The sequence below is a fragment of the Candidatus Tumulicola sp. genome, assembly GCA_035601835.1.
Taxonomy (GTDB): Bacteria; Vulcanimicrobiota; Vulcanimicrobiia; order Eremiobacterales; family Eremiobacteraceae; genus DATNNM01.
Window position 1 is genome coordinate 59413 of record DATNNM010000012.1, and the last position, 20858, is coordinate 80270.

Genomic DNA, 20858 nt, shown 5'->3' on the forward strand with positions numbered 1-20858 from the left:
CCCAATAGAAAAGACCCGGCGCGAACGCCGGGTCTTTCGTGTTGTCGGCCTAGTACGCTGAGCGCTGCTTTTGGAAGCAGTCGCGGCAGTACACGGGCTTGTCGCCGCGGGGCTGGAACGGAACTTCCGCTACGCCTCCGCAAGCGCTGCAGGTCGCCTTGAACATCTCGCGCGGGCCGCTGTTGTAGCGACGATCGCCGCCGCCGCCGCCCCCGCCGCCGCCGCCGCCGCTGCGGCTCGCCTTGCGGGCTTGCCGGCAGTCCGGACAACGGCTCGGTTTGTTCTGGAAACCTTTTTGGTCGTAGAATTCCTGTTCGCCGGCGGTAAACGTGAATTGATTGCCGCAGTCGACGCAGGTGATGAGTTGATCGGTATACACGAGTCTTAGAAACTCCCTTCGCGCGCCGTCAGTGTTCTAACGGCACACTCGTCAGTGATATCGTTTCGGTGATGGGTTTCTGACGATCGCGAAGAGGAGGTCTTGTGGATTCCTAATCGACGTCTGGGCCAAGCCCTACCAACTATCCAAAACTACATAAATCATAGCATCATTGTGCTCTCTTAATCAAGCCTTTTGGGCCTCTTAGGAGGGCCGGCGCTGCTGGGCCGAAGAACGAAACGCCCTGCAAAAGCCCCTTTAGTACCGGCAATCACAGGCTGAATGGAGATAACGAACATGCCTCGTCCCGTGCATTTCGAACTGCCCGCAGACAACCCCGAGCGGGCGATCAAGTTCTATGAGGGCGTCTTCGGCTGGAAATTCAACAAGTGGGGAGGCGGCGAACTGCCCTACTGGGTCGTTGAAACCGGCGAGGGACCCGGCATCGACGGCGGCCTCTCGAAGCGGCAAAAGCCCGGTTCCAGCACGAGAAATTCGATCAGCGTCGATAGCGTCGATGAGGCATCGAAGAAAGTGACGGCTGCCGGCGGCAAAGTCGTCGAGCCGAAGATGCCGATCCCGACCGTCGGCTATGTCGCGTATTGCCTGGATACCGAGGGCAATTCGTTCGGACTATTCCAAAGCGACCCCAACGCGAAGTTGGGCTGACTCTTGGAACTGCGCGCGATACAGTTGCGCGTAGAGCCCGCCTCGCGCCAACAAGTCGGCGTGCGTGCCCGATTCGACGATCCTCCCCGCAGCGACGGCATGGATGACGTCGGCCCGCAGCACCGTAGAGAGCCGGTGCGCGATCACCAAGCTCGTGCGGCCGCGCATCAAGGGCTCGAGCGCGGCCTGGATCAGCCGTTCAGACGTGGAGTCAAGCGAACTCGTCGCTTCGTCAAGGATCAGGATGCGCGGATCCTTGAGCAGCACGCGCGCGATCGCGACCCGCTGACGCTCGCCCCCCGACAGCTTGAGGCCCCGCTCGCCCACGAGCGTCTCGAAGCGCTCGGGTAACCCGTCGATGAAATCGTAGATGTTCGCCGCTTTGCAAGCCGCGATCAACTCGGCCTCCGTGGCATCGGTCTTGCCGTAGCGCAGATTCTCGGCGATCGTCGTGTGGAAGAGGTACGTCTCTTGGGTGACGATGCCGATGTGCCGGCGCAGCGACTCGAGGCTGATGTCGCGCAGATCGAAAGCATCGAGCGTCACGCGCCCTTCTTGCGGGTCGTAGAAACGAGGCACGAGCTGCATGATCGTCGTCTTGCCGGCGCCGCTCGGGCCGACGAAAGCGACCAACTGCCCCGACTTCGCCTTGAAACTCACGCCGTCCAGCGCAAAGCGATCCGCGACGTAGCGGAAGCGGACGTTTTCGAATGCGATCTCACCGCGCGTCTCGCGTAGCTCGACCGCATCGGTGCGCTGCGGCGCCTCCGGCGGCATATCGAGATAGTCGAAGATGCGCTCGAAGACTGCGAGCGCGCTGACGATGCTCACTTGGATGCCGATCAGCGACGCGGCCGGGCCGTACAGCCGGCCCAGATAAGCGACGAACGCGACGATCGTGCCGACTTCGAGCGCGTTGCGAATGGCCAACCAGCCGCCGCCGAACCAGATGATCGCCGGGCCGATGATCACGAGCGCGCCGACGACCGCGATGAACCAGCGCCCGACGAGCGCTAGCCGTATCTCCATGTTCATGAGATCGGTGCCCGCGGTGTGGAAACGCTCGGCCTCGTAGCGCTCGCGCACGAACGACTTGACGAGCGTGATGCCGGAGAGCGACAGCGTCTCTTGGATGAGACCGTAGATGCGGTCGCGCTGCTCGCGCGTCTTCTTGCGCTGCTCGTACATCGCGCGCCCGACCGGCCACAGCGGCAGCACCATGAACGGGATGACGATCATGGACAGCAGCGCGAGGCGCCAATCGAGCCAAACGATGGCCACGATCGTGGTCAGGATCGTGAAGACGTTTGTCACGATGCTCACCAGCGTTCCAGTGACCACGTTATCGATGGAGTCGACGTCGCTCGATACGCGGTTCATGATCTCGCCGGTCTTGGTCGACGTGAAGAACGAGAGCGGCATGCGATGCAAATGCTGGACGAGCGCGTCGCGCATGTCGCGCATGATGCCTTCGCCGACCGCAGCGTTCAAGTAGCCCTGCCAGGCGCCGATGGCTACCCCGACGAGGGCGACGCCGACCATGCCGCCGACGTTGAGGAGCAACGCGTGCAGGTCATGATTCTTGATCGCGACGTCGATGATCCATTTGGCGAACAGCGGGGGGAACTGGTAAGCGGCCGCCACCACGAGGATGCAGGCGAGCACCAGCGCTTCTTGGCGCCAGTACGGGGCGAAGTAGCGCAGGATGCGCCGCAGGTCGACCGGCTTTGTCGGCTTTGACGACGGCCCGCCTATGCCGTAGCCGTAGAACATCGGAGCTCCGCCAAGCATGATCATAGCTCTATGTGGAGCAGGACCTTGAGGTCCTGCTAACCCATCGTGTAGGCCTGAGGCTTTAGCCCCGGTAATTTAGGAGGACATATGCCGCAGCCGCCCACCGCCGACGAGGTCAAGACACTTGCCGCCGAAGCCAAAAACCTGCGCGCGCGCGTCCAGACGAATAAGGGCGACGTCGTGCTCGAATTCTTTCCCGACGACGCCCCGACGCACGTCGCCGCGTTCATCAAGCTCGCGCGCGCGGGCTTCTACGACGGCCTGAAATTCCACCGCGTCGAGCCGAACTTCGTGGCGCAGACCGGCGATCCGGAAGGAACAGGCCGCGGTGGGCCTGGTTACACGTTGCGCGAGGAATTCAATACGCGCAAGCACCTGCAAGGGACGTTAGGCATGGCGCGCTCTTCGTCTCCGAACTCGGCCGGTTCGCAGTTCTACATCTGCCTCGACGCTGCGCCCCATCTCGATCGGCAGTATACCGTTTTCGGGCAGGTCACGCAGGGCATGGATGCCGTCAAGAAGATCGCCGTCGGCGACCAGATGAAGTCCGTCAAAATCGAACCGAAAACGTGATCCGCCGCGAACGGACCTAAAGGTCCGTTGCTACGCGAACTGCGCTAGTCGCTGGGCGCGTCGAGCTTCTTGTGCGGCTGCATCCCCTGCTGCTCCATAGCCTTACGCACGTCCTCAAGCGCTCTGCGAGCCTCCGTGAGCTCGGCCGCCGAGGCCTTTGTGGCCTTGGCCGCCTGTGCGCATGCGCGCGACGCCTCTTCAAGGGCACGCTTCACGGCTGCATCCTCATCCGCATACGGCGCGAGCGTCTGAGCCGCGGCTCGGCGGATCTTCACGTTTTCCGATCGGAGCGCTTCGACGACGGCAGCGCGAATCGCGGCTTCGTCGAGATATGGCTGGAGCGCATCGAGCGCGATCGCTTGGATGGTCGCGATGTTGCTCGCGCGCAGAGCGCTTGCGAGCGCGGCTTTCGCGTAAGCCTCTTCCGCCCTGTCTGCCAGCACGTGAGCGGCTTGAACTCGGATGCGCACGCTGGAATCGCCGGCGAGCGCGCTCACCAAGGCATCGCGGGCGGCGGCGTCGTCATAGCGGTCTGCAAGTTCTCGAACGATGCGCGCCCGGTCCGCGAGCGAGTTCGAAGCGCGCAGCTCTTGCGCGAGCGCATCGCTCGTCGCGACGGCGAGATCGGAGCTTGCGCTTGCCCAGGCGGCGGTGGCGGGCGTCGTCATGGGAACGCTAACGGCGTCGGTCTCCACGACTTTCGGCGCTCGCACCATGGCCACGATCTCGGGAGCCGCGCGAACTCCGGCTGCCGGCGCCGGGCGAGCGCTGATGACTCGAGCATCGACCCATACATTGCGCGCGGCGACGCGCGCAACGCTAACGAGAGCGTGCCTTGTCATGTGGATGATGAAATGCATGCGCCCCAGCGTTTTCTGGACCGGCGACCACCGGAAGCCCACCACCTTGAATGCGATCGCATCGGGAGAGTGGGGCTGTTGTTCGTTCGGCAACGATGCGACCATCACGAAGGAGCTGGCGGCCGTTCCACTCGTGCTCGCCGCGGCCAACCGGCTGGAGGCGGCCGTCTCGGCGGTTCTGGTCGCGCCGGAGACGTCAGGCGTCGCAGGCACTGCGACCACCGGGGTGAGTTGCGCGGCGACGAAGATCGCCGCTGCGATCGCCGCAGCCGCGGTAGCGCCGAGGAAACGCGAGAAGGCGGGAAGAGAGCGGCGATCGCGGTCGAGCAGCCGCTCGACGCGGATCGCGAGCTGCTTGCGAGGGGCGAGCGCGCCCAGCGCCGGCAGCCCGTGCTGCAGCAGCGTGGCGGACTCGGCCAACCTGGTCAGACATGCCGCATAGGTGACGGGCTTGCCGGTGGCGGCGACCACCGCATCGTCGCACGCGATCTCGCGCTCGAGCGCCAGTTGCCGTCCGACCCAATGCACCACCGGATTGAAAAAGCAAAGCGCCTCTGCGATTTTTTGAGCGACATTCGTGACGTCGTCCCAACGCTGCAGGTGGGCCAGCTCGTGCAGCCCGACTTGATCCAACTCGAGGTCGCTGAGGTGATCGAGGAGATAGCGAGGGATGACGATGATGGGATCGCGCAGTCCGATCGCGACCGGCATGGGGATCTGCTCGGAGCTGCACAGACGGGCCGTCCGGTGTCCGCCGCTCGCGCGAAGCCAGCGCCGGACCCGATGCTGCTCAAGCGCCGGCAGCGGGGTCGCGCTGGCCTTGATCTGCTGCAAGCGGACGTAATTCCATATCAGCCGGGCGATCAAGAGCGTCGCGATGACATACCACGTTGCGAAGAGCGCGCGGGCCCAGCTCTCGGGCAGCGTGAGCGGCGGCAAACTCTGGAGGTAGCCGAAGCAGCAAAGACCGGCGGAGCGAAGCGCAAGAAGCGGCAAGGTCAGCATTGCCGCAAGGGTGGCGCACCATACCGTATAGCGCACTCCCGCGCTGGTGCGCGGAACGAGCCGCATGACGCACCAGACCGCTGTTGCCAGGACCACGCCTTGCCAAAGCGCGTTCAGCATGGCCCCCATGCCGTCGCGCGCGAACGCTTCAAAAAGGTGGGTCAGCGGAAGGCTCATGCTTTGTCGTCCTCGCTGTGCTCGATCATGCGTTTGAGCCGCTGCAGCTCTTCTTGGTCGAGATTCTCACGCTCGAGCAGGCGCAATGCGAGCAGCCCGGGCGAGTTGTTGAAAAAGCGGCTCACCAGCAGCTCTGTTGCGCTGGCTTGAGCCTCCTCGCGTTCCACCAACGGGTGGTACACGTAGGCGCGCCCGGATTCTAAATGAGCGACGAAGCCCTTTTGCTCGAGGATGCGCAGCGTCGTCAGCACGGTACTATACGCGAGCGCAGTTTCCCCGGGCAGCCCGGCCATGACTTCGCCGACGGTGGCCGACCGTTTCTCCCACAGCACTTCCATGAGACGGAGTTCCGCCTCCGTAAGTGTTGGAGATCGTTTGCGCGCCAAGAACGCCTCGTTTTCCGGGGTTAAAACCCCGGCACTACACCTACTAAGGAATTAATAGTTGGCGGTATCATACACCGGGTCGGCCCCAGTTGTCAATTAAGAAATTAATAGTTTGCCGGGCTCTTAGAGCGCCTGCTTCGCGACGTCAGCCAGCAACGGCCCTAAATGCGTCGTATCGTTGCGCCTGACCAGCCGCGTCTGTTGCCCCTCATAGTGGATCTCGGTGATGGCGCAGTTGTCGCTGCGGTCCTCGAAAAACCCCGCGACACCCTTGCCGGCCGCCTCAAGCGCCGCCAGGCGCACGATGACGTCGTGCGTCACCACCACGAGCGGCGACTCAAAGCGCGCCAGGTCGGAGCGGAAAGACTGCCAGCGCTCCAGGACGTCCTTCAGGCTCTCCCCGCCCGGGAACGTCACGCTTTCGGGCCGCGCTTTCCAATCGCGCAACATCTCGGGCCAGCGCCGCGCCACGTCGGAGGCAAGTTCGCCTTCCCACGCGCCGTGGTCGATCTCGACCAGCCGCGCATCGATCGCAAGGCTCAAGCCGCAGGCCTGCGCCGCGAATTGAGCCGTTTGACGGGCGCGCGACAGTGGGCTCGACGCGATCGCGCGCGGCCGCTCCTTTGTCGCGAGGGCAGCCGCCAGCGCCTGCGCCTGCAGTACTCCTAAATCCGATAAGGCAGAGTCGCGCCTGCCTTGATAACGGCCCTCGGCGTTCCACGTCGACTCGCCGTGGCGCACGAGCAGCAACGCGAAGGGCCGGCTCAAAGCTCGATCGCGCGCACGCTGTGCAGCTGGGCGACGTCGCGAAGTCGCGTGAGCACGTCGGCGGGCGCCGCACGATCCACGCCCAGTATCATCAGGGCCTGGCCGGTCTGTTCGCGCCGCGCGACGCTCATGTTCGAGATGTTGATGCCGGCTTCACCGAGGATCGTGCCGACCTTGCCGACGACGCCGGGCACGTCGCCGTGGTGCGTCAGAAGAAGATGACCTGCCAGGGCGACGTCAAGCTCGTAGCCGTCGATCTCGATGAGGCGCAACTGTTCGCCGTGAACCACCGTGCCGGCAAGCGCCGTTCGACCGCCGCGAACGAAGACGGCGCGAGCAAAACCTCGCTCGCACGGCGCCGGCAAAGCTTCGATCGACAGACCCATCTCGCGCGCGACGTCGAACGCGTTGACCGTCGAGATGCGGCGATCGGTGATGTTCTGCAACAGCCCGACCAAAAACGCGGCGACGAACGGCGCCGTGTCGTGCGCGCCGAGTTCGCCTTCCATGAACAGCGCGAACGGCGGCAACGCAGACTCCTGCGCCAACTGTGGATACGCGCGGCCAAGCACGTAGCTGAGTTCGACGAAAGGGCGCAGTTCCGGAGCGGCGACGAACGGCGCATTCACGGCAGATGAGGGCGGTTTGCCGCGAAGCACCGCGACGACATCGCGGCAAAGATCCGTTGCGATGCGCGCTTGCGCTTCGCGCGTCGAGCCGCCCAAGTGCGGCGTCGCAAGCACGCGATCGTGATGAAGCAGCTTCCATACAGGATGACCGGGCGGCGGCGGCTCGATGTCGACGACGTCGACTGCGGCGCCCGCCAGGCGGCCGGCTTCCAAAGCTGCAAGCAGCGCCTCGTGGTCGACGAGCCCGCCGCGCGCGCAATTGACCAATCGTGCTCCCGGCTTCATGAGCCCAAACGCTCGCGCGTCCATCATCGCTTGCGTCTGCGGTGTGAGCGGCGCGTGCAACGTCACAACGTCCGCGGCGCTGAGCAGCTCATCGAACGCGACCAAGCGCGCGCCCAATGATTCGGCGCGCGCCTGGCTGACAAACGCGTCGTGCGCGAGCACGGTCATGCCGAACGCACGCGCGCGGACGGCCACGGCCGAGCCGATGCGGCCGAGTCCGATAATGCCCAACGTCTTTCCCGCGAGTTCGCTGCCCGCAAGTCCCTTCGCGCTCCAAGCGCCCGACAGGACGCGCTGATGACCGGCGCTGAGGTGGCGGCACAGCGCCAGCAACATCGCGAAGGTGTGCTCCGCTGTGGCGAGCGTGCTGGCGTCGGGCGTGCTGAGCACGACGATGCCGTGACGCGTCGCGGCGGCGACGTCGATCGCATCGACTCCGACCCCGGCTCGGCCCACCACGCGCAACTGGGGAGCCGCGGCGAGCAGCTCCGCGTCGACCGCGGTCTTGCTGCGCACGATCAGCCCTTGGGCATCGCGCAGCAGTTCGATGAGCGCTTGGCGCGGCTGGTCATAGGCCTCGCGAACGTCCGCGCCGCCTTCTTGGAGGACGGCCACACCTTCCGCCGCGAGAGGTTCCGCGACGAGGACCGTGGGACGGACGCCAGAGTGTCGCATGGCGACCAAGTGCGCGGGATTCGCGGGACCCTCCTGTGGAGCCGCAGCGGTCCAAGCGCGGCAGGTCCCCGGTCGGGCAGCGAGAACCCGAGGGGTCTCACCACTTTACTTTATGGAGAGTGCAATGCGCATATCTGTCCTTTTGCTTGCCGTGGTCGTTGCGGCGACCCTGACGGCCTGCTCGAAGTCGAGCGACACCAGCACCACCACTTCGACGGCAACCGAGGCCGCCGCCACCACAGCGCCCGCAGGCGGCGCGATGTCGTCCACAACAGAGAAGACCGGCTTGCCGTCCTATCCCGGCGCGACCGAAGCCGCGGCCGGAACGTCGGCCAACGGCGCCATGGGCCAGGCCTCGGGCAAGGTCATGACGACCGCCGATTCGTTCGCCAAAGTGTACGCATGGTACCAGGGCAAGATGCCCAAGGGCTCCGAGAAGGCGCACATGACCGTCGCCGGCAACGAAATGGCGACCTTCCAGATCGGCACGGCCGGGAAGAACCAGCAGGTCGTCACCATCACCGCGCAGGGCGGCAAGACGACGATCACGCTGGCCAGCGTCTCCAAGTAATGTAGTGCCGGGGCTTTAGCCCCGGGAGTGAAGACGCCGGACTTAGGTCCGGCGTTTTTGTTGGCCAAACGTCGATAGCGCGAGCCGCAACCATGTCGTACACTGTTGCGAAAATGGAGGGCCGCGCCGTTGCTCAAGATTGATGCAGGCGACACCGCCTGGGTGCTCGCGTCGACCGCGCTCGTCATGCTGATGACTCCCGCGGTCGGCTTCTTTTATGGGGGGCTCGTCCGCAAGAAGAACGTGCTCGCCACGCTGATGCACAGTCTCTTCATCCTGTGCTTGATCAGCGTGCAATGGGCGCTGTGGGGCTACACGCTCGCCTTCGGCCCGGATGCGAATTTCTTGGGCCGCTTCCACGGCATCATCGGCGGCCTCCAGTGGCTCGGCCTCCAAGGCGTGGGGGTCACGCCTTCATCCTACGCGCCCACGGTGCCGCATCTCGCTTTCGCAGCCTTCCAGATGATGTTCGCCGCCATCACGCCAGCGCTTATCACCGGCGGCTTCGCCGAGCGCAAACATTTCAAGGCATTCGTGCTGTTCACGCTGTTATGGGCGACGCTAGTGTACGATCCGCTGGCGCATTGGGTTTGGGGCCAAGGCGGTTGGCTCAACAAATTGGGCACGCTCGATTTCGCCGGCGGCACCGTGGTGCACATCAGCTCAGGCGTGTCGGCGTTGATCGCTGCGCTGATGTTGGGCCGCCGGCTCGGCTTCTTGCCCACTCGTTCGACCGAGCCGCACGACACCACCATGGTCGTGCTCGGAGCCGTGCTGCTGTGGTTCGGCTGGTTCGGGTTCAACGCGGGCTCGGCGCTGTCTGCGGGCGGGCTCGCGGCAAACGCGTTTGTCGCGACCAACCTTGGGGCGGCGATGGGAGCCTTGACCTGGGTCACGGTGAGCTGGTGGCACAAGGGTCATCCGAGCGTCATCGGTGCGGCGGCAGGCGGCGTGGCGGGACTCGTCGCCATCACGCCGGCGTGCGGCTTCGTGACGCCCATGGGCGCCATCCTCATCGGCTTTGGCGCGGGCATCGTGTGCTACGGGGCGGTCGTGCTGCGCGAGCGGATGCGCCGCGTCGACGATTCGCTTGACGTTTGGGCCGTGCACGGGATCGGCGGCACGTGGGGCGCGCTGGCAACCGGTCTGTTCGCGACGATCGCGGTGAATGCGGCCGGCGCCAACGGCCTCTTCTATAGCAACCCGAAGCAGTTGGCCGTCCAAGCGCTGGCGGTCGTGGTTTCCTGGGTGTATTGCGCCGGGATGACTTGGGTGATCCTGAAGGGCATCAACATGTTCGTGCCGCTGCGCGTGTCGCAGGGCGAGGAAGAGCGCGGCCTTGACGTCTCACAGCACGCAGAAGTCGCCTACAACCTGTAAATGTGGTATGCCGGACTTTAGTCCGGCCGGGCTAGCGGCGTAGTGTCCGGATCGCCAGGCCGCCCATCACTAATACCGCGATTGCCAGCGCGATCCAAAGGATGACCGGATGCTGTTCGGTCCACGGAGCCGGATCGACATACGCGGCGTTGGTCTGCTCAGCGCCGAGGTTGACCGTCGGCGCGGCGGAGCGCTCCGCGGCCGTCGTCAGGTCAGCGACGTCGTATTGCGGCGCCGTCGCCCGGTTGTCGCCGTAGAGCAGCCGGTACGTGCGGCCAGGTTCCTGCCGGAACGAAACGTGACGCGGTGAGGCGAGCAGCGTCGCAGAAAGTCCGGTGACGGGCGGGTCGTTGTGATTGAAGACGGTGATGCGCCAATACCGCCCGCCTCCTTCTTGAAACTCGATACGGCGTGCCGTCTGCGTTGAAGCTCCACTCGCGATCACGCCCTCGCCGATCTCCGTAAACGTGCCTGCGTCATCGCTGACGCTGATCCGCACCGGGCGGTGGTATTCCACCTGTTGAGCGTCGATCTCGACCACTGCGCCGGGCAGCCGCGGGGCGCCGGCGTCGGCCTCGAGCCAGGTCTGCTGCGTGTCCTCCTTCGGGTTCTCTTTGAAGGCAAGCGGCCACGGCGCAAGCTCTGCTGGTCTTACCTGCCGGTAGCCCACCAAGATGTCATCGATGGGGAATGCCGCATCGGGTTCGAGCACCCGCACTCGGAGCCAACGGGCGCGCGTCGCCGGAAACGACACGGTTTGCGTGCCGGCGAGCGCGTCGCGCCGGAATTTGAAGATAGGCGCTTGCTCCCTGATGACGCGCCAGGAGGTCTCGTCGTCGCTGGCGGCGATCTCGACCCAGCTGAAATAATTCGCGTTCGACGAGTCGATCCTGAGGGTGTCTATAAGTTCCTTGCGCCCCTCGCCAGTATCCGCAACGACTTGCGTGTAAGAGCCGCGCACGAACCCATACTCGCTCTGCGGCGCCTCGCGCAACCCGCCGACCTGACTGCCGCGTTCGATGTCGATCACATACGGGATCTCACGCCCCGTGTCGTCGATGATGCGAAGATCCGGAAGGCCTGCTTGCGAGCGGCGAAAAGCCGTCATGGGCACGGTGACGCGTACCATGCGGCGCAGCGTTATGACGCCTACCTCAATCGGCGCGGAATAGAGCCAGTACTTCCACTGATCAGGGAGCGCGGTCATCGATTCGGCGGATGCGCCGGGGCCCTGAAGCAGAAGCGCGGCGAGTGCGATCGATGCAATCATGGTTTTGAGGCTCCAAGCGCGCGGCGGCGCTGGTAGAGGAACGACACGCCCAGCAACAGCGCGCCGACGACGAAGAACGCGGCGATGCGGAAGCCGAGCGCGAGAGCGGTCAGGTCGACGAGGAAGATCTTGAGGATGACCACTCCGAACACGATGAGCGCCTGCCAGCGCATGAGCGCCGAGTTGCGCCATACACCGAGGACGATCAGGACCGTCGCGTAGACCGCCCAGACGACGGAAACAGACAGCTGCGACACGGGAGTCTCCGTGCCGGCGACCGAGCCGAATTGTTTGCCCCAATCCCAGCCCTCGAGCGTTAACGCCACGATACCGTAGACATTCGCCGCGACCTCGAGGATGGCGAATAGCGTGCGTTCGCCCTGCGATAGCGCAACGCGGTTGCGCGCCGATTGCCATATCGAAACCCACAACGCGGCGACGAAGGCCGCAAACGCGCCGAAGCGCGCGTTGAAGAACAGCACACCGCCATCCGGCGTTGCGAAGGCGAGATACCCGGCTACGATCGCCGCCAGCACGAGTCCGAACCCCCGCAGCAGACGCGTCTGCGTCGTGAAGCCCGCCCAGACAAGAGCTGCCGCTTCGACGGACCACCCGACGACCAGCCACTCGCCGTGCAGACGTATGGGAATGGCTGCGGTGACGAGGGTCAACGCGATGCTGCCGTAGATGACTCGCGCGAGCGAGGGGTTGTCACCGGTTCGCCGTTGGACCAGCTGCGCGGCGACGAGGTGTCCGCCGCCAAGGGCCAATACAGCGAGGGTGAGCAGCCAGCGACGGGTATCGTTCAGATCGAGGATCCAATTCCGCGCAGGGTCGGCCGCGGCCGAGAACATGAGCTGCAACGCTACCGTATACCACCCGGCGTTCAGCAGCGCCATGATGACATGGTCGGAGCGCATCGCACCGTCGCGGCGGGAGCGCAAGAGCGGCAACACGGAGAACTCGCCGAAAAAGATCGTGGCGAAAATGAAGGTCAGCGCGAGTTTCGACGGCTCGAAGTAGTGCAACCACCACGCGACCGCGTAGGCGATGGTGAAGAAGAACGCCGCCGGCAGGTTGCGCCAATCGCGGATGCGCGCCACGGTGAGGAGGCCCGCATTGAGGATCGCCAGATAGGTGAAAAGTGGAACCAGCGGGTCTGCTCCGGTGTTGATCAGCAGCGGCGTGATGAAACCAGCCGCGAGCGCGAGAAGCGCAAGGCGCTGAGAATCGCGGCCGAGTGAGATCGCCAACACCGTCGCCGTCGTCGCTGCCATGCCGGCAAAAGCGGCGAAGGGAGTGAGAAAGTGATAGAATTGGAAGCCTGCATATAGCGAAAGATAGATGACGCCGACCGCCAGCGCAGCGATGCCCTCAGAGAAATATGTCCAGCGTTTTACGAAGAGCCATTCGCTCCATAATAGCAGGCCGGCACCCGCGATCAGACCGATGACGACGCGCCCAATCGGACCGATCCAATTGTTGTCGAAGGCGAACTTGAGGAAGAACGCGGCGGCGAAGAGCAGCACGACGATGCCGACGCGATTGAGCCATGCCGAACCGATGACCGTTTCGATGTCGGCCTTGGGCTGTGTTATAGGCGGTTGCACGGGCGGCGCCTGGGGCGCCTGCGTCCGTACCGCCGGTGCTTGAACCACGGGAATCGTCGGCGCTTGTGCTTGCGGCGCCGGGGCCTTAGCCCCGGTCGCCAACGACCGAATTTCCTTTTCGAGCCGCGCGACTCGAGCGAACGCGATGATGCCGAGAATCGCCCCGATCGGAAGAACGAGTGCGAGCAGAAGTGCAAAGAGCACCAGCGTCACATCCATGTGCGTGTCCTCTGGCCGTTTATCGTACCGGTACGGAAGCCCCTCGTTTGCTCGGCCCAGAGCTGGAGACGAGTGAGCGGCCGACAAGTGTGGCATGGCGGCGTGCGAGCATTCGCCATCTGCACATATCGCGACCGTAGCGCGACCGGTAGAATAGGGCCATGGAATTGCTCGCATCGTTCACCGTCTTTGGGCTGCTGGTCGTCGGCTGGGCTGTGGCGGGACGTCGCCCTAGACTGACCGCAGCGGCCGAGGAAAGAGGTTCGACAGCCGCCTAGAACGCGGCGCGAGGTACTCCGTAGGGCCCATGCCAAGTGGCCCTCCTCTCACCATCTGAGGAGGGCTTCGTGATGCCAGGACAAGGGCGCATCCAAGGCGCCGAAATCCAGGCTCCCCGCGTCGACGGCGCCGCGGATATCCTGACGCCGCAAGCGCTCGACTTTCTCCTCCGGCTTTCTTCTGAATTCGAACCGCGCCGCCGCGAACTGCTCGATCAGCGCGCGCAGCGCCAGCGCGAGTTCGATGCGGGCGCGCTGCCCGATTTTCTGACGTCGACGAAAGCCGTTCGAGCCGACACATGGCGGGGCAAGGCCGCGCCGCGCGACTTGACCAACCGTCGCGTGGAGATCACAGGTCCGGTGGAGCGCAAGATGATGATCAACGCGCTCAACTCAGGCGCGCAGGTCTTCCTGGCCGATTTCGAAGACGCCAACACGCCCACGTGGGAGAACCTGATCGCTGGCCACGTGAACTTGATCGACGCGTACGAGCGCCGCATCGAACTCAAGACGCCCGACAAACATTACAAACTCGGCGACCATCCGGCTACGCTGGTCATCCGCCCGCGCGGCTGGCACCTCCCCGAAAAGCATGCGCTTATCGAGGGCAAGCCGATGTCGGGCAGCCTCTTCGACTTCGGACTCTATATGTTCCACAATGGCAAGCGCTCGATCGAAAGGGGCAGCGGTCCCTATTTCTATCTGCCCAAGCTCGAGAGTCACCTCGAGGCGCGCCTCTGGAACGACGTCTTCAATTTCGCGCAAGACGCTTTAGGCATGCCTCGCGGCACGATTCGCGCCACCGTGCTCATCGAGACGATCCTCGCGGCCTTTGAAATGGATGAGATCCTCTACGAGCTGCGCGATCACAGCGCCGGATTGAATGCCGGCCGCTGGGACTATATGTTCAGCATCATCAAGAAGTTCCGCAACCGGGCGGAGTTCGTGCTGCCGGACCGGGCTCAGATCGCGATGACCGTGCCGTTCATGCGCGCGTATACCGAGCTGCTGGTCAAGACGTGCCACCGGCGCGGCGTGCACGCCATCGGCGGCATGGCGGCGTTCATCCCGAGCCGGCGCGATGCGAAGGTGAACGAAGCGGCCATCGCGCGCGTGCGCGAGGACAAGATCCGCGAGGCCAACGACGGCTTCGACGGCACGTGGGTGGCGCATCCGGACCTCGTGCCCATCGCGCGCGAGGAATTCGACCGCGTTCTCGGGCCGCGTCCGAATCAGCTCGAGCGCCAGCGCGACGACGTGCACGTGAGCGCGCGGCAACTGCTCGACGTCGCGATCCAGGGCGGCGCGGTGACGGATGCCGGCGTGCGCACCAACGTGAGCGTCGGACTGCAGTACCTCGACTCATGGCTGCGCGGCATCGGCGCGGCCGGCATCAACAATTTGATGGAAGACGTCGCGACGGCGGAGATCTCGCGCTCGCAACTGTGGCAATGGGTGCGTCATGGCCGGCGTACCCGCGCTGACGTCGAACGCAGTATAGAAGAAGAAACTGGAAAAGCCAGCATCGCGCCGGCCGCCCGCAAGGTGTTCGAACGCGTGGCCCTGAGCGACGACTTCACGGAGTTCCTGACGCTGCCGGCCTACGAACTGCTCCCCTAAGCCTTCGTCCGTCCGATGAACCTTCTAGGCCCTTTGCACGACACACGGGCAGAGCGACGCGACACCACCAGCCCGCCCGCCGCGCCGCTCAACCTCACCGCAACGGACGGACGAGATGCAGACACAACAGGCATCCAGCCCACAGGTCGAGGCGCAGTGGATACGCCAGATCGCAAAGCGCGATCGCGGCGCGTTCGAGCAGCTGTACCGCGCGTACGAGCGCAAGCTCTACCGCTACCTGCTGGGCATCGTCCGTTCACCGGAATTGGCTGAAGAACTGACCGGCGACGTCATGATCGAGGTGTGGAAGAACGCCTCGCGCTATCGCGGGCACGCGAAGCCCTCAACCTGGATCTTCGGCATCGCTCACAACAAAGGCATCGACGTTCTGCGGCGCAGGCAACCGCAGGTCACCGAACTGCACGCCGTCGCCGGCGCGCCCGACCCTCGGCCAGGTCCCGAGGCGGCGGCGATCGACGAGAGCGAGCGGCGCGAGGTGGCCGCGGCGCTCGACGCTCTGTCGGCAGAGCACCGCGGCGTCCTCGACCTGGCGTTCAACAACGGCTGCTCGCAGGCCGAGATCGCGCAGATCGTCGGCTGCCCCATCAACACTGTCAAATCGCGCATGTTCTACGCAAAACAGCAACTGCGCCAAGTGCTCGAGCGGCGGGGTTTCCGGAGAGAGATATCATGAATCACGCCAAAATCGCCGAATTGCTGCCGTGGTACGTCAACGGCACGCTCGCGCCGGCTCAAGCCGAGGCGGTTGAAAAAGAGATCGAGACCTGCGAGCTGTGCGCATCGGACCTCGAGACGCTCAAGGCGCTGCAGAAGACGATGCTCGACGTAGAAGCGCATGCTCCGGGTCCGTCGCAGTTCTTGCTCAATCGCACGCTTGCGAACGTCGAAGAGATCGAGCGCATGCGCGAGACGCAAAAGGCCGGCTCGCAATGGTGGAGCGGCCTCTCCACCGGCGCAAAAGCAGCGGTGCTCGTCACGTCGTTGGCGCTGTTCCTCATCGCGGGCGGCACGCTCGTGCGCTTCACGAGCGCGCCCAGCGGGCAGAGGGCATTGCCTCCGCCGCAGCTGATCCCGGTAGAGGCCCTTAAGGTCCCCGCTCCGGCAGACCGCGCCAGTGGCGGCGTCGCCGCCCCGAGATCTGTGATGGAAGCCGATCAAGTCACAAGAGAGAAGTCCACGACGAGCGCCGTCAATAAGCCTCCATTCGAACGGCCGCAGATCATCCGCACGGGAAGCATGAGCCTGCTCGTGCCCGACGTCGAAAAGACGATCGCCCGCTTGCAGGAGATCGCTCAGGCGCAATTCGGGGACGTGCTGGCGCTCGATGACACCACGCCCTCACAGCCCGGCGAGCGGCACATCGCAACGCTCAGGCTCAGCGTGCCGCAAGACCGCTTCACGCAGACGATGGACACCATCGCGAAACTCGGCGGCGTGCAGACGCGCTCGGTGGCGGCCGAGGACGTCACCAACCAAATCGTGGACTCGCAGGCGCGGCTCAAGAACTTGCGCCATACCGAGGAAGACCTGCTGCGCATCATGGACCGGCAAGGCAAGGTCGCCGACCTGCTCGACGTGCAGAACCAGATCTCGTCGACGCGCGATGAGATCGAGCAGCTCGACGCGCAGCTCAAATCCATGCAGCACCGCGTCGCCTACTCAGCGCTTTCGATCAGTCTCGAGGACGAGATCCCAGCCGCCCTCGTCGGCCCCGGCGCCGGCACGCAGCTGGGCGAGGCATGGCAGACCGCGCTGCGCGATTCGAAAGAGCTGGCGCTGCGCATCGGCGCCGGCGTCCTGCGCGTCGTGGCGTTCGCGCCGTACTGGGCAGTGCCGATCGCGCTCTTCTGGTGGCTGGTCGCATGGCTGCGCCGCCGCCCGGCGTACTAGCGCCGGCGGGCGCAGGAAAAGGTGCGCGCGTAGGGTAGTCACCCGTCCCCGAAGACGAGTATCCTCGCACATCCTGGAGGGCTACCTCCCATGCTTGCCATTCGATTGTCGGTCAACGGCGTCGCGCACGAGCTCGACGTCGAGCCGCGCTTGTTGCTCGCGCATCTGTTGCGAGAAAAATTGGGACTCACCGGCACGCACATCGGCTGCGACACATCCAGCTGCGGCGCGTGCACGGTGATGCTCGACGGCAAATCCGTGAAGAGCTGCACGGTGTTGGCGGTGCAAGCCGACGGCGCCAGCGTCATGACGATTGAAGGCCTCGGCAGCGACGAAGCGCTGCACCCGATGCAGGAAGCCTTCTGGGCCGAACACGGCTTGCAGTGCGGCTACTGCACGACCGGCATGATCGTCAGCGCGGTGGATCTGCTGCAGCGCAACCCAGATCCCAGCGACGATGAGATCCGAGCGGGGCTGGAGGGCAACCTCTGCCGCTGCACCGGTTATGAGAACATCGTGAAGTCAGTTCGCGCCGCGGCCAAAGCCATGCGAAGCGGCACGAAGGCAACGCCGGCCGAGCGCGAGCCGGTGGGAGCGAGACGCTGATGGCATTCACAACGATGGTCGGCGCTCGCATCAAGCGCCGCGAGGACCCGCGGCTCATCACCGGCCGCGCCACATATGTCGACGACGTCAAACTGGTCGGCATGCTGCACGCGGCATTCGTGCGCAGCCCGTACGCGCACGCCAAGATCGGCAACATCGACACGGCTGCCGCCAAAAAGCATCCCGGCGTCGCCGGCGTCTTCACCGCCAAAGACATGCAAGGCAAAGGCATGGCGCCGGGGCTCCCGGTCGCGCCGCAAATCGAGGGCTTGGTGTCGCCGGACCACTTTCCGCTGACGACCGACGAAGTGAATTGCCTTGGTGAAGGGGTGGCCGTGGTCGTCGCAACCGATCCTTACGTCGCGCGCGACGCTGCGGAGCTCGTGAAGGTGAGCTATACGCCCCTCCCGGTGGTCGTTGACCTCGAAAAAGCTGCCGCCGGCGCGCCGTACGTCCACGATCACGTGAAGACCAACATCGCGTTCAGCATGCCCTTCGTGTCGGGTGACGTGGACGGCGCATTCAAGGCAGCCGACGTGGTGGTGAAGGAGCGCATCGTCAATCAGCGCCTGTTGCCCTCAGCCATAGAACCGCGCGCTTGCATAGGCAGCTGGGACCGCGGCATGGGCACGATGACGCTGTGGTCATCGACGCAGATACCGCACATCTTGCGGACGCAGCTGGCCTTGACGCTCAGTGTGCCGGAGACGAAAATGCGCGTGATCGCGCCGGAAGTCGGCGGCGGCTTCGGCTCGAAGCTCAACGTGTACGCGGACGAAGCGATAGTTTGCTGGCTATCCCGCGCGCTCGGCAAGCCCGTGAAGTACGTCGAGACGCGCACCGAAAACCATCATCAGACAACGCACGGCCGCGATCAGATCCAATTCGTGGAAGTCGCGGCGAAAAAAGACGGCACGGTGCTCGGGCTGCGCGTCAAGATCCTCGCGAACATGGGCGCGTATCATCAGGTCCTGACGCCGGCCATCCCGACGCTCACCGTGCTTATGCTCTCCGGACCTTATGCGATCAAGAACATCGCATACGACCTTCAGGCGGTCTTCACGAACACGATGTCGACCGACGCATACCGCGGCGCCGGCCGCCCGGAGGCGACCTTCCTTTTGGAGCGCGCCATGGATCTGCTGGCGCGCGAGCTCAAACTCGATCCCGCAGAAGTGCGGCGGAAGAATTTCATCCCATCCAGCGCTTTTCCGTATACGACCGCGACCGGCCTCACCTACGATACCGGCGACTACCCGAAGACGCTCGACAAAGTGCTCGAGCTTTCCGATTACAAGGGGTTGCGCGCTCAGCAGAAGAGCCTGCGCGAGCAAGGCCGCTATCTCGGCATCGGGGTGTCGACCTACGTGGAGGTCTGCGGCTTCGGCCCATCCATGGCGTTGCCCGCGCCGGGTTGGGAGAGCGCGACGATACGCGTCGAACCGACCGGCAGCGTCACCGTGATGACCGGCACGTCGCCGCACGGTCAGGGCGAAGAGACGACGTTCGCGCAGATCGTGGGAGATAGGCTCGGCGTGCCGATCGAGAGCGTCAACGTCGTGCACGGCGACACCGATCGGGTGCAGTACGGCGTGGGCATCTTCGGCTCGCGCGGCACTGCGGTCGGCGGCGCGGCGCTGTGGCTGGCCATCGACAGCATCCAGGAGAAGGCCAAGCTCTTCGCGGCGCACGCCTGGGAGGCCAATCCGGCCGACGTCGAGTGGCGCGAAGGCAAGATGTGGGTGCGCGGCGACGATTCGCGCAGCATGACGATCGGGGAAGTCGCCTTCGCGGCGTTCCGCGCCGACAAGCTGCCGCCCGGAGTGGAGCCGTTCCTCGACGCCACGCGCCGGTTCGAGCCCGCCAACTTCGTGTATCCGTTCGGCGCGCACATATGCGTCGTCGAGGTCGACAAGGAAACGGGCGACGTCAAACTGGTGAAGTATTTCGCCGTGGACGACTGCGGCAAGGTCATCAACCCGATGATCGTCGACGGCCAACTGCACGGCGGCATCGCGCAGGGCATCGGCCAAGCGCTCTTCGAGGAAGCGGTTTATGACGAGGACGGTCAGTTGCTGACCGGCACGTTCATGAACTACGCCGTGCCGCACGCGGAGCAGATGATCGATTTCGAGCTCGCGCGCACGGTGACGCCGACGGACGTCAACCCGCTGGGCGTCAAGGGCATCGGCGAAGCAGGCACGATCGGCTCGACGCCGGCGGTCGCCAACGCGGTGATCGACGCCCTCGCGCCCTTCGGCGTCAAACACCTCGACATGCCGCTCAAGCCCGAAAAGGTCTGGAAGGCGATGCAACGCACGGGAGACGGAAAACCATGATGCCCGCATCTTTCGAATACGCGCGCGCGGCGAGCGTCGCGGAGGCGATCGCCCTGCTCCACAAACACGGCGCCGACGCCAAACTGCTGGCCGGCGGCCACAGCTTGGTGCCGATGATGAAACTGCGCTTGGCGCGGCCGAGCGTGCTCATCGATATCGGGCGCTTGCGCGAGCTTGCCGGCATCAAACACGAAGGCGGCCGCTTCACCATCGGCGCCCTCACCACGCACGCCGCGCTGGCCGCGTCGAAAGAACTGGAGAAGCGCGCGCCGGCCTTGTGGGATGCCGCAAATCAGCTGGGTGATCCGCAGGTGCGCAATCGCGGCACGATCGGCGGCGCATGTGCGCACGCCGATCCGTCCGCCGACTATCCGGCGGTCATGCTGGCCCTCGATGCGCGCCTGCACGTCGAAGGTCAAAAGGGCAAACGCGAGATACCCGCGGACAAGTTCTTCGTCGGCACGTTCGAGACCGCGTTGGGAGACGGCGATATCCTCACCGCGATATCCTTCGCTGATGCGCCGAACTCAGCGTACGCGAAGTTCCACAGTCCTGCTTCGCACTATGCGGTGGTGGGCGTCGCCGTGAGCCTCACGCTGAAGAGCGGCGCGATCGCCGCATCGCGGCTCGCGGTGACCGGCGTCGGCGACATCGCATTTCGCGCGACTGCGGCGGAGAAAGCTCTGATCGGCGGCAAGGCCGACGATGCAGAGGCGGGGCGCCGGGCGTGTTCTGGAATGGCCTCCGGCGTCGAGGTTCGCGGCGACACGTTCGCGTCCGGCGACTATCGCAAGGCTATGACCGAGGTGTTCGCGGCACGGGCCATTCGCATCGCCCTGAAGCGCGCCTGAATC

19 protein-coding genes are annotated in these 20858 nt (G+C 64.8%); 10 read left to right on the forward strand and 9 right to left on the reverse strand.

The window, feature by feature from the left end:
- Window positions 1-49 precede the first annotated feature (49 nt).
- A complete protein-coding gene (locus VN934_07995) occupies window positions 50-379 on the reverse strand; it encodes a zinc-ribbon domain containing protein (GenBank protein ID HXM18743.1) in 330 nt (109 codons plus the stop codon).
- A 297-nt stretch (window positions 380-676) separates the two neighbouring features.
- Here VN934_07995 and VN934_08000 point away from each other — a divergent pair, with 297 nt between their 5' ends.
- The gene (locus VN934_08000; GenBank protein HXM18744.1) at window positions 677-1048 is read left to right on the forward strand and encodes a VOC family protein; all 372 of its coding nucleotides are present in this window, start codon (window positions 677-679) and stop codon (window positions 1046-1048) included.
- Here the strand turns inward: VN934_08000 and VN934_08005 are convergent.
- On the reverse strand, window positions 1013-2839 hold the full coding sequence (locus VN934_08005; protein HXM18745.1) for an ABC transporter ATP-binding protein: 1827 nt from the start codon (window positions 2837-2839) through the stop codon (window positions 1013-1015). The genes VN934_08000 and VN934_08005 overlap by 36 nt on opposite strands.
- Before the next feature lie 90 nt (window positions 2840-2929).
- Here VN934_08005 and VN934_08010 point away from each other — a divergent pair, with 90 nt between their 5' ends.
- Window positions 2930-3415, forward strand: coding sequence for a peptidylprolyl isomerase (locus VN934_08010; protein ID HXM18746.1), 486 nt, complete (start codon window positions 2930-2932; stop codon window positions 3413-3415).
- A gap of 44 nt (window positions 3416-3459) precedes the next feature.
- On the opposite strand, the gene VN934_08015 is transcribed toward VN934_08010, so the two are convergent.
- The 5 genes from VN934_08015 to VN934_08035 form a co-directional block, all read right to left on the reverse strand.
- The gene (locus VN934_08015) at window positions 3460-5457 is read right to left on the reverse strand and encodes a M56 family metallopeptidase (protein ID HXM18747.1); all 1998 of its coding nucleotides are present in this window, start codon (window positions 5455-5457) and stop codon (window positions 3460-3462) included.
- Window positions 5454-5843, reverse strand: coding sequence for a BlaI/MecI/CopY family transcriptional regulator (locus VN934_08020; protein HXM18748.1), 390 nt, complete (start codon window positions 5841-5843; stop codon window positions 5454-5456). The genes VN934_08015 and VN934_08020 overlap by 4 nt, the downstream gene beginning before the upstream one ends.
- Before the next feature lie 123 nt (window positions 5844-5966).
- Window positions 5967-6611 carry a histidine phosphatase family protein gene (locus VN934_08025; GenBank protein HXM18749.1) on the reverse strand — a complete coding sequence of 215 codons (645 nt, stop codon included), beginning with the start codon at window positions 6609-6611 and terminating at the stop codon, window positions 5967-5969.
- Complete coding sequence (gene serA, locus VN934_08030) at window positions 6608-8200, reverse strand: phosphoglycerate dehydrogenase (GenBank protein ID HXM18750.1); 1593 nt, start codon at window positions 8198-8200, stop codon at window positions 6608-6610. The genes VN934_08025 and serA overlap by 4 nt, the downstream gene beginning before the upstream one ends.
- 105 nt (window positions 8201-8305) lie before the next feature.
- Window positions 8306-8470, reverse strand: coding sequence for a hypothetical protein (locus VN934_08035; GenBank protein HXM18751.1), 165 nt, complete (start codon window positions 8468-8470; stop codon window positions 8306-8308).
- Between VN934_08035 and VN934_08040 the strand changes: the two genes are divergently transcribed.
- Window positions 8460-8771, forward strand: coding sequence for a hypothetical protein (locus VN934_08040; protein HXM18752.1), 312 nt, complete (start codon window positions 8460-8462; stop codon window positions 8769-8771). The two genes, VN934_08035 and VN934_08040, sit on opposite strands and share 11 nt — an antisense overlap.
- 129 nt (window positions 8772-8900) lie before the next feature.
- Window positions 8901-10151, forward strand: a complete 1251-nt coding sequence (locus VN934_08045) for an ammonium transporter (GenBank protein HXM18753.1) — start codon at window positions 8901-8903, stop codon at window positions 10149-10151.
- Between the two features lie 31 nt (window positions 10152-10182).
- Here the strand turns inward: VN934_08045 and VN934_08050 are convergent, their stop codons facing one another.
- Complete coding sequence (locus VN934_08050; protein HXM18754.1) at window positions 10183-11421, reverse strand: DUF3999 family protein; 1239 nt, start codon at window positions 11419-11421, stop codon at window positions 10183-10185.
- Complete coding sequence (locus VN934_08055; protein HXM18755.1) at window positions 11418-13235, reverse strand: DUF2339 domain-containing protein; 1818 nt, start codon at window positions 13233-13235, stop codon at window positions 11418-11420. The genes VN934_08050 and VN934_08055 overlap by 4 nt, the downstream gene beginning before the upstream one ends.
- A gap of 365 nt (window positions 13236-13600) precedes the next feature.
- Here VN934_08055 and aceB point away from each other — a divergent pair, with 365 nt between their 5' ends.
- The 6 genes from aceB (at window position 13601) to VN934_08085 (ending at window position 20855) form a co-directional block, all read left to right on the forward strand.
- Window positions 13601-15148 (forward strand): malate synthase A, encoded by a 1548-nt coding sequence (gene aceB / locus VN934_08060; GenBank protein HXM18756.1) that lies wholly within the window; start codon window positions 13601-13603, stop codon window positions 15146-15148.
- Window positions 15149-15263: 115 nt separating this feature from the next.
- Window positions 15264-15842, forward strand: a complete 579-nt coding sequence (locus VN934_08065; protein HXM18757.1) for a sigma-70 family RNA polymerase sigma factor — start codon at window positions 15264-15266, stop codon at window positions 15840-15842.
- Window positions 15839-17059, forward strand: a complete 1221-nt coding sequence (locus VN934_08070) for a DUF4349 domain-containing protein (GenBank protein ID HXM18758.1) — start codon at window positions 15839-15841, stop codon at window positions 17057-17059. The genes VN934_08065 and VN934_08070 overlap by 4 nt, the downstream gene beginning before the upstream one ends.
- Before the next feature lie 90 nt (window positions 17060-17149).
- Window positions 17150-17665 carry a (2Fe-2S)-binding protein gene (locus VN934_08075; GenBank protein ID HXM18759.1) on the forward strand — a complete coding sequence of 172 codons (516 nt, stop codon included), beginning with the start codon at window positions 17150-17152 and terminating at the stop codon, window positions 17663-17665.
- On the forward strand, window positions 17665-20004 hold the full coding sequence (locus tag VN934_08080; GenBank protein HXM18760.1) for a molybdopterin cofactor-binding domain-containing protein: 2340 nt from the start codon (window positions 17665-17667) through the stop codon (window positions 20002-20004). The genes VN934_08075 and VN934_08080 overlap by 1 nt, the downstream gene beginning before the upstream one ends.
- Window positions 20001-20855 (forward strand): xanthine dehydrogenase family protein subunit M, encoded by an 855-nt coding sequence (locus VN934_08085; protein HXM18761.1) that lies wholly within the window; start codon window positions 20001-20003, stop codon window positions 20853-20855. The genes VN934_08080 and VN934_08085 overlap by 4 nt, the downstream gene beginning before the upstream one ends.
- Window positions 20856-20858 lie beyond the last annotated feature (3 nt).

Coding starts and splice junctions, on each gene's coding strand:
- VN934_08085 (HXM18761.1), top strand. CDS start 20,001: ATGATGCCCGCATCTTTCGAATACGCGCGCGCGGCGAGCGTCGCGGAG.
- VN934_08015 (HXM18747.1), bottom strand. CDS start 5,457: ATGAGCCTTCCGCTGACCCACCTTTTTGAAGCGTTCGCGCGCGACGGC.
- VN934_08080 (HXM18760.1), top strand. CDS start 17,665: ATGGCATTCACAACGATGGTCGGCGCTCGCATCAAGCGCCGCGAGGAC.
- VN934_08050 (HXM18754.1), bottom strand. CDS start 11,421: ATGATTGCATCGATCGCACTCGCCGCGCTTCTGCTTCAGGGCCCCGGC.
- VN934_08005 (HXM18745.1), bottom strand. CDS start 2,839: ATGCTTGGCGGAGCTCCGATGTTCTACGGCTACGGCATAGGCGGGCCG.
- VN934_08010 (HXM18746.1), top strand. CDS start 2,930: ATGCCGCAGCCGCCCACCGCCGACGAGGTCAAGACACTTGCCGCCGAA.
- VN934_08070 (HXM18758.1), top strand. CDS start 15,839: ATGAATCACGCCAAAATCGCCGAATTGCTGCCGTGGTACGTCAACGGC.
- VN934_08075 (HXM18759.1), top strand. CDS start 17,150: ATGCTTGCCATTCGATTGTCGGTCAACGGCGTCGCGCACGAGCTCGAC.
- VN934_08000 (HXM18744.1), top strand. CDS start 677: ATGCCTCGTCCCGTGCATTTCGAACTGCCCGCAGACAACCCCGAGCGG.
- VN934_08040 (HXM18752.1), top strand. CDS start 8,460: ATGTCGTCCACAACAGAGAAGACCGGCTTGCCGTCCTATCCCGGCGCG.
- serA (HXM18750.1), bottom strand. CDS start 8,200: ATGCGACACTCTGGCGTCCGTCCCACGGTCCTCGTCGCGGAACCTCTC.
- aceB (HXM18756.1), top strand. CDS start 13,601: ATGCCAGGACAAGGGCGCATCCAAGGCGCCGAAATCCAGGCTCCCCGC.
- VN934_08065 (HXM18757.1), top strand. CDS start 15,264: ATGCAGACACAACAGGCATCCAGCCCACAGGTCGAGGCGCAGTGGATA.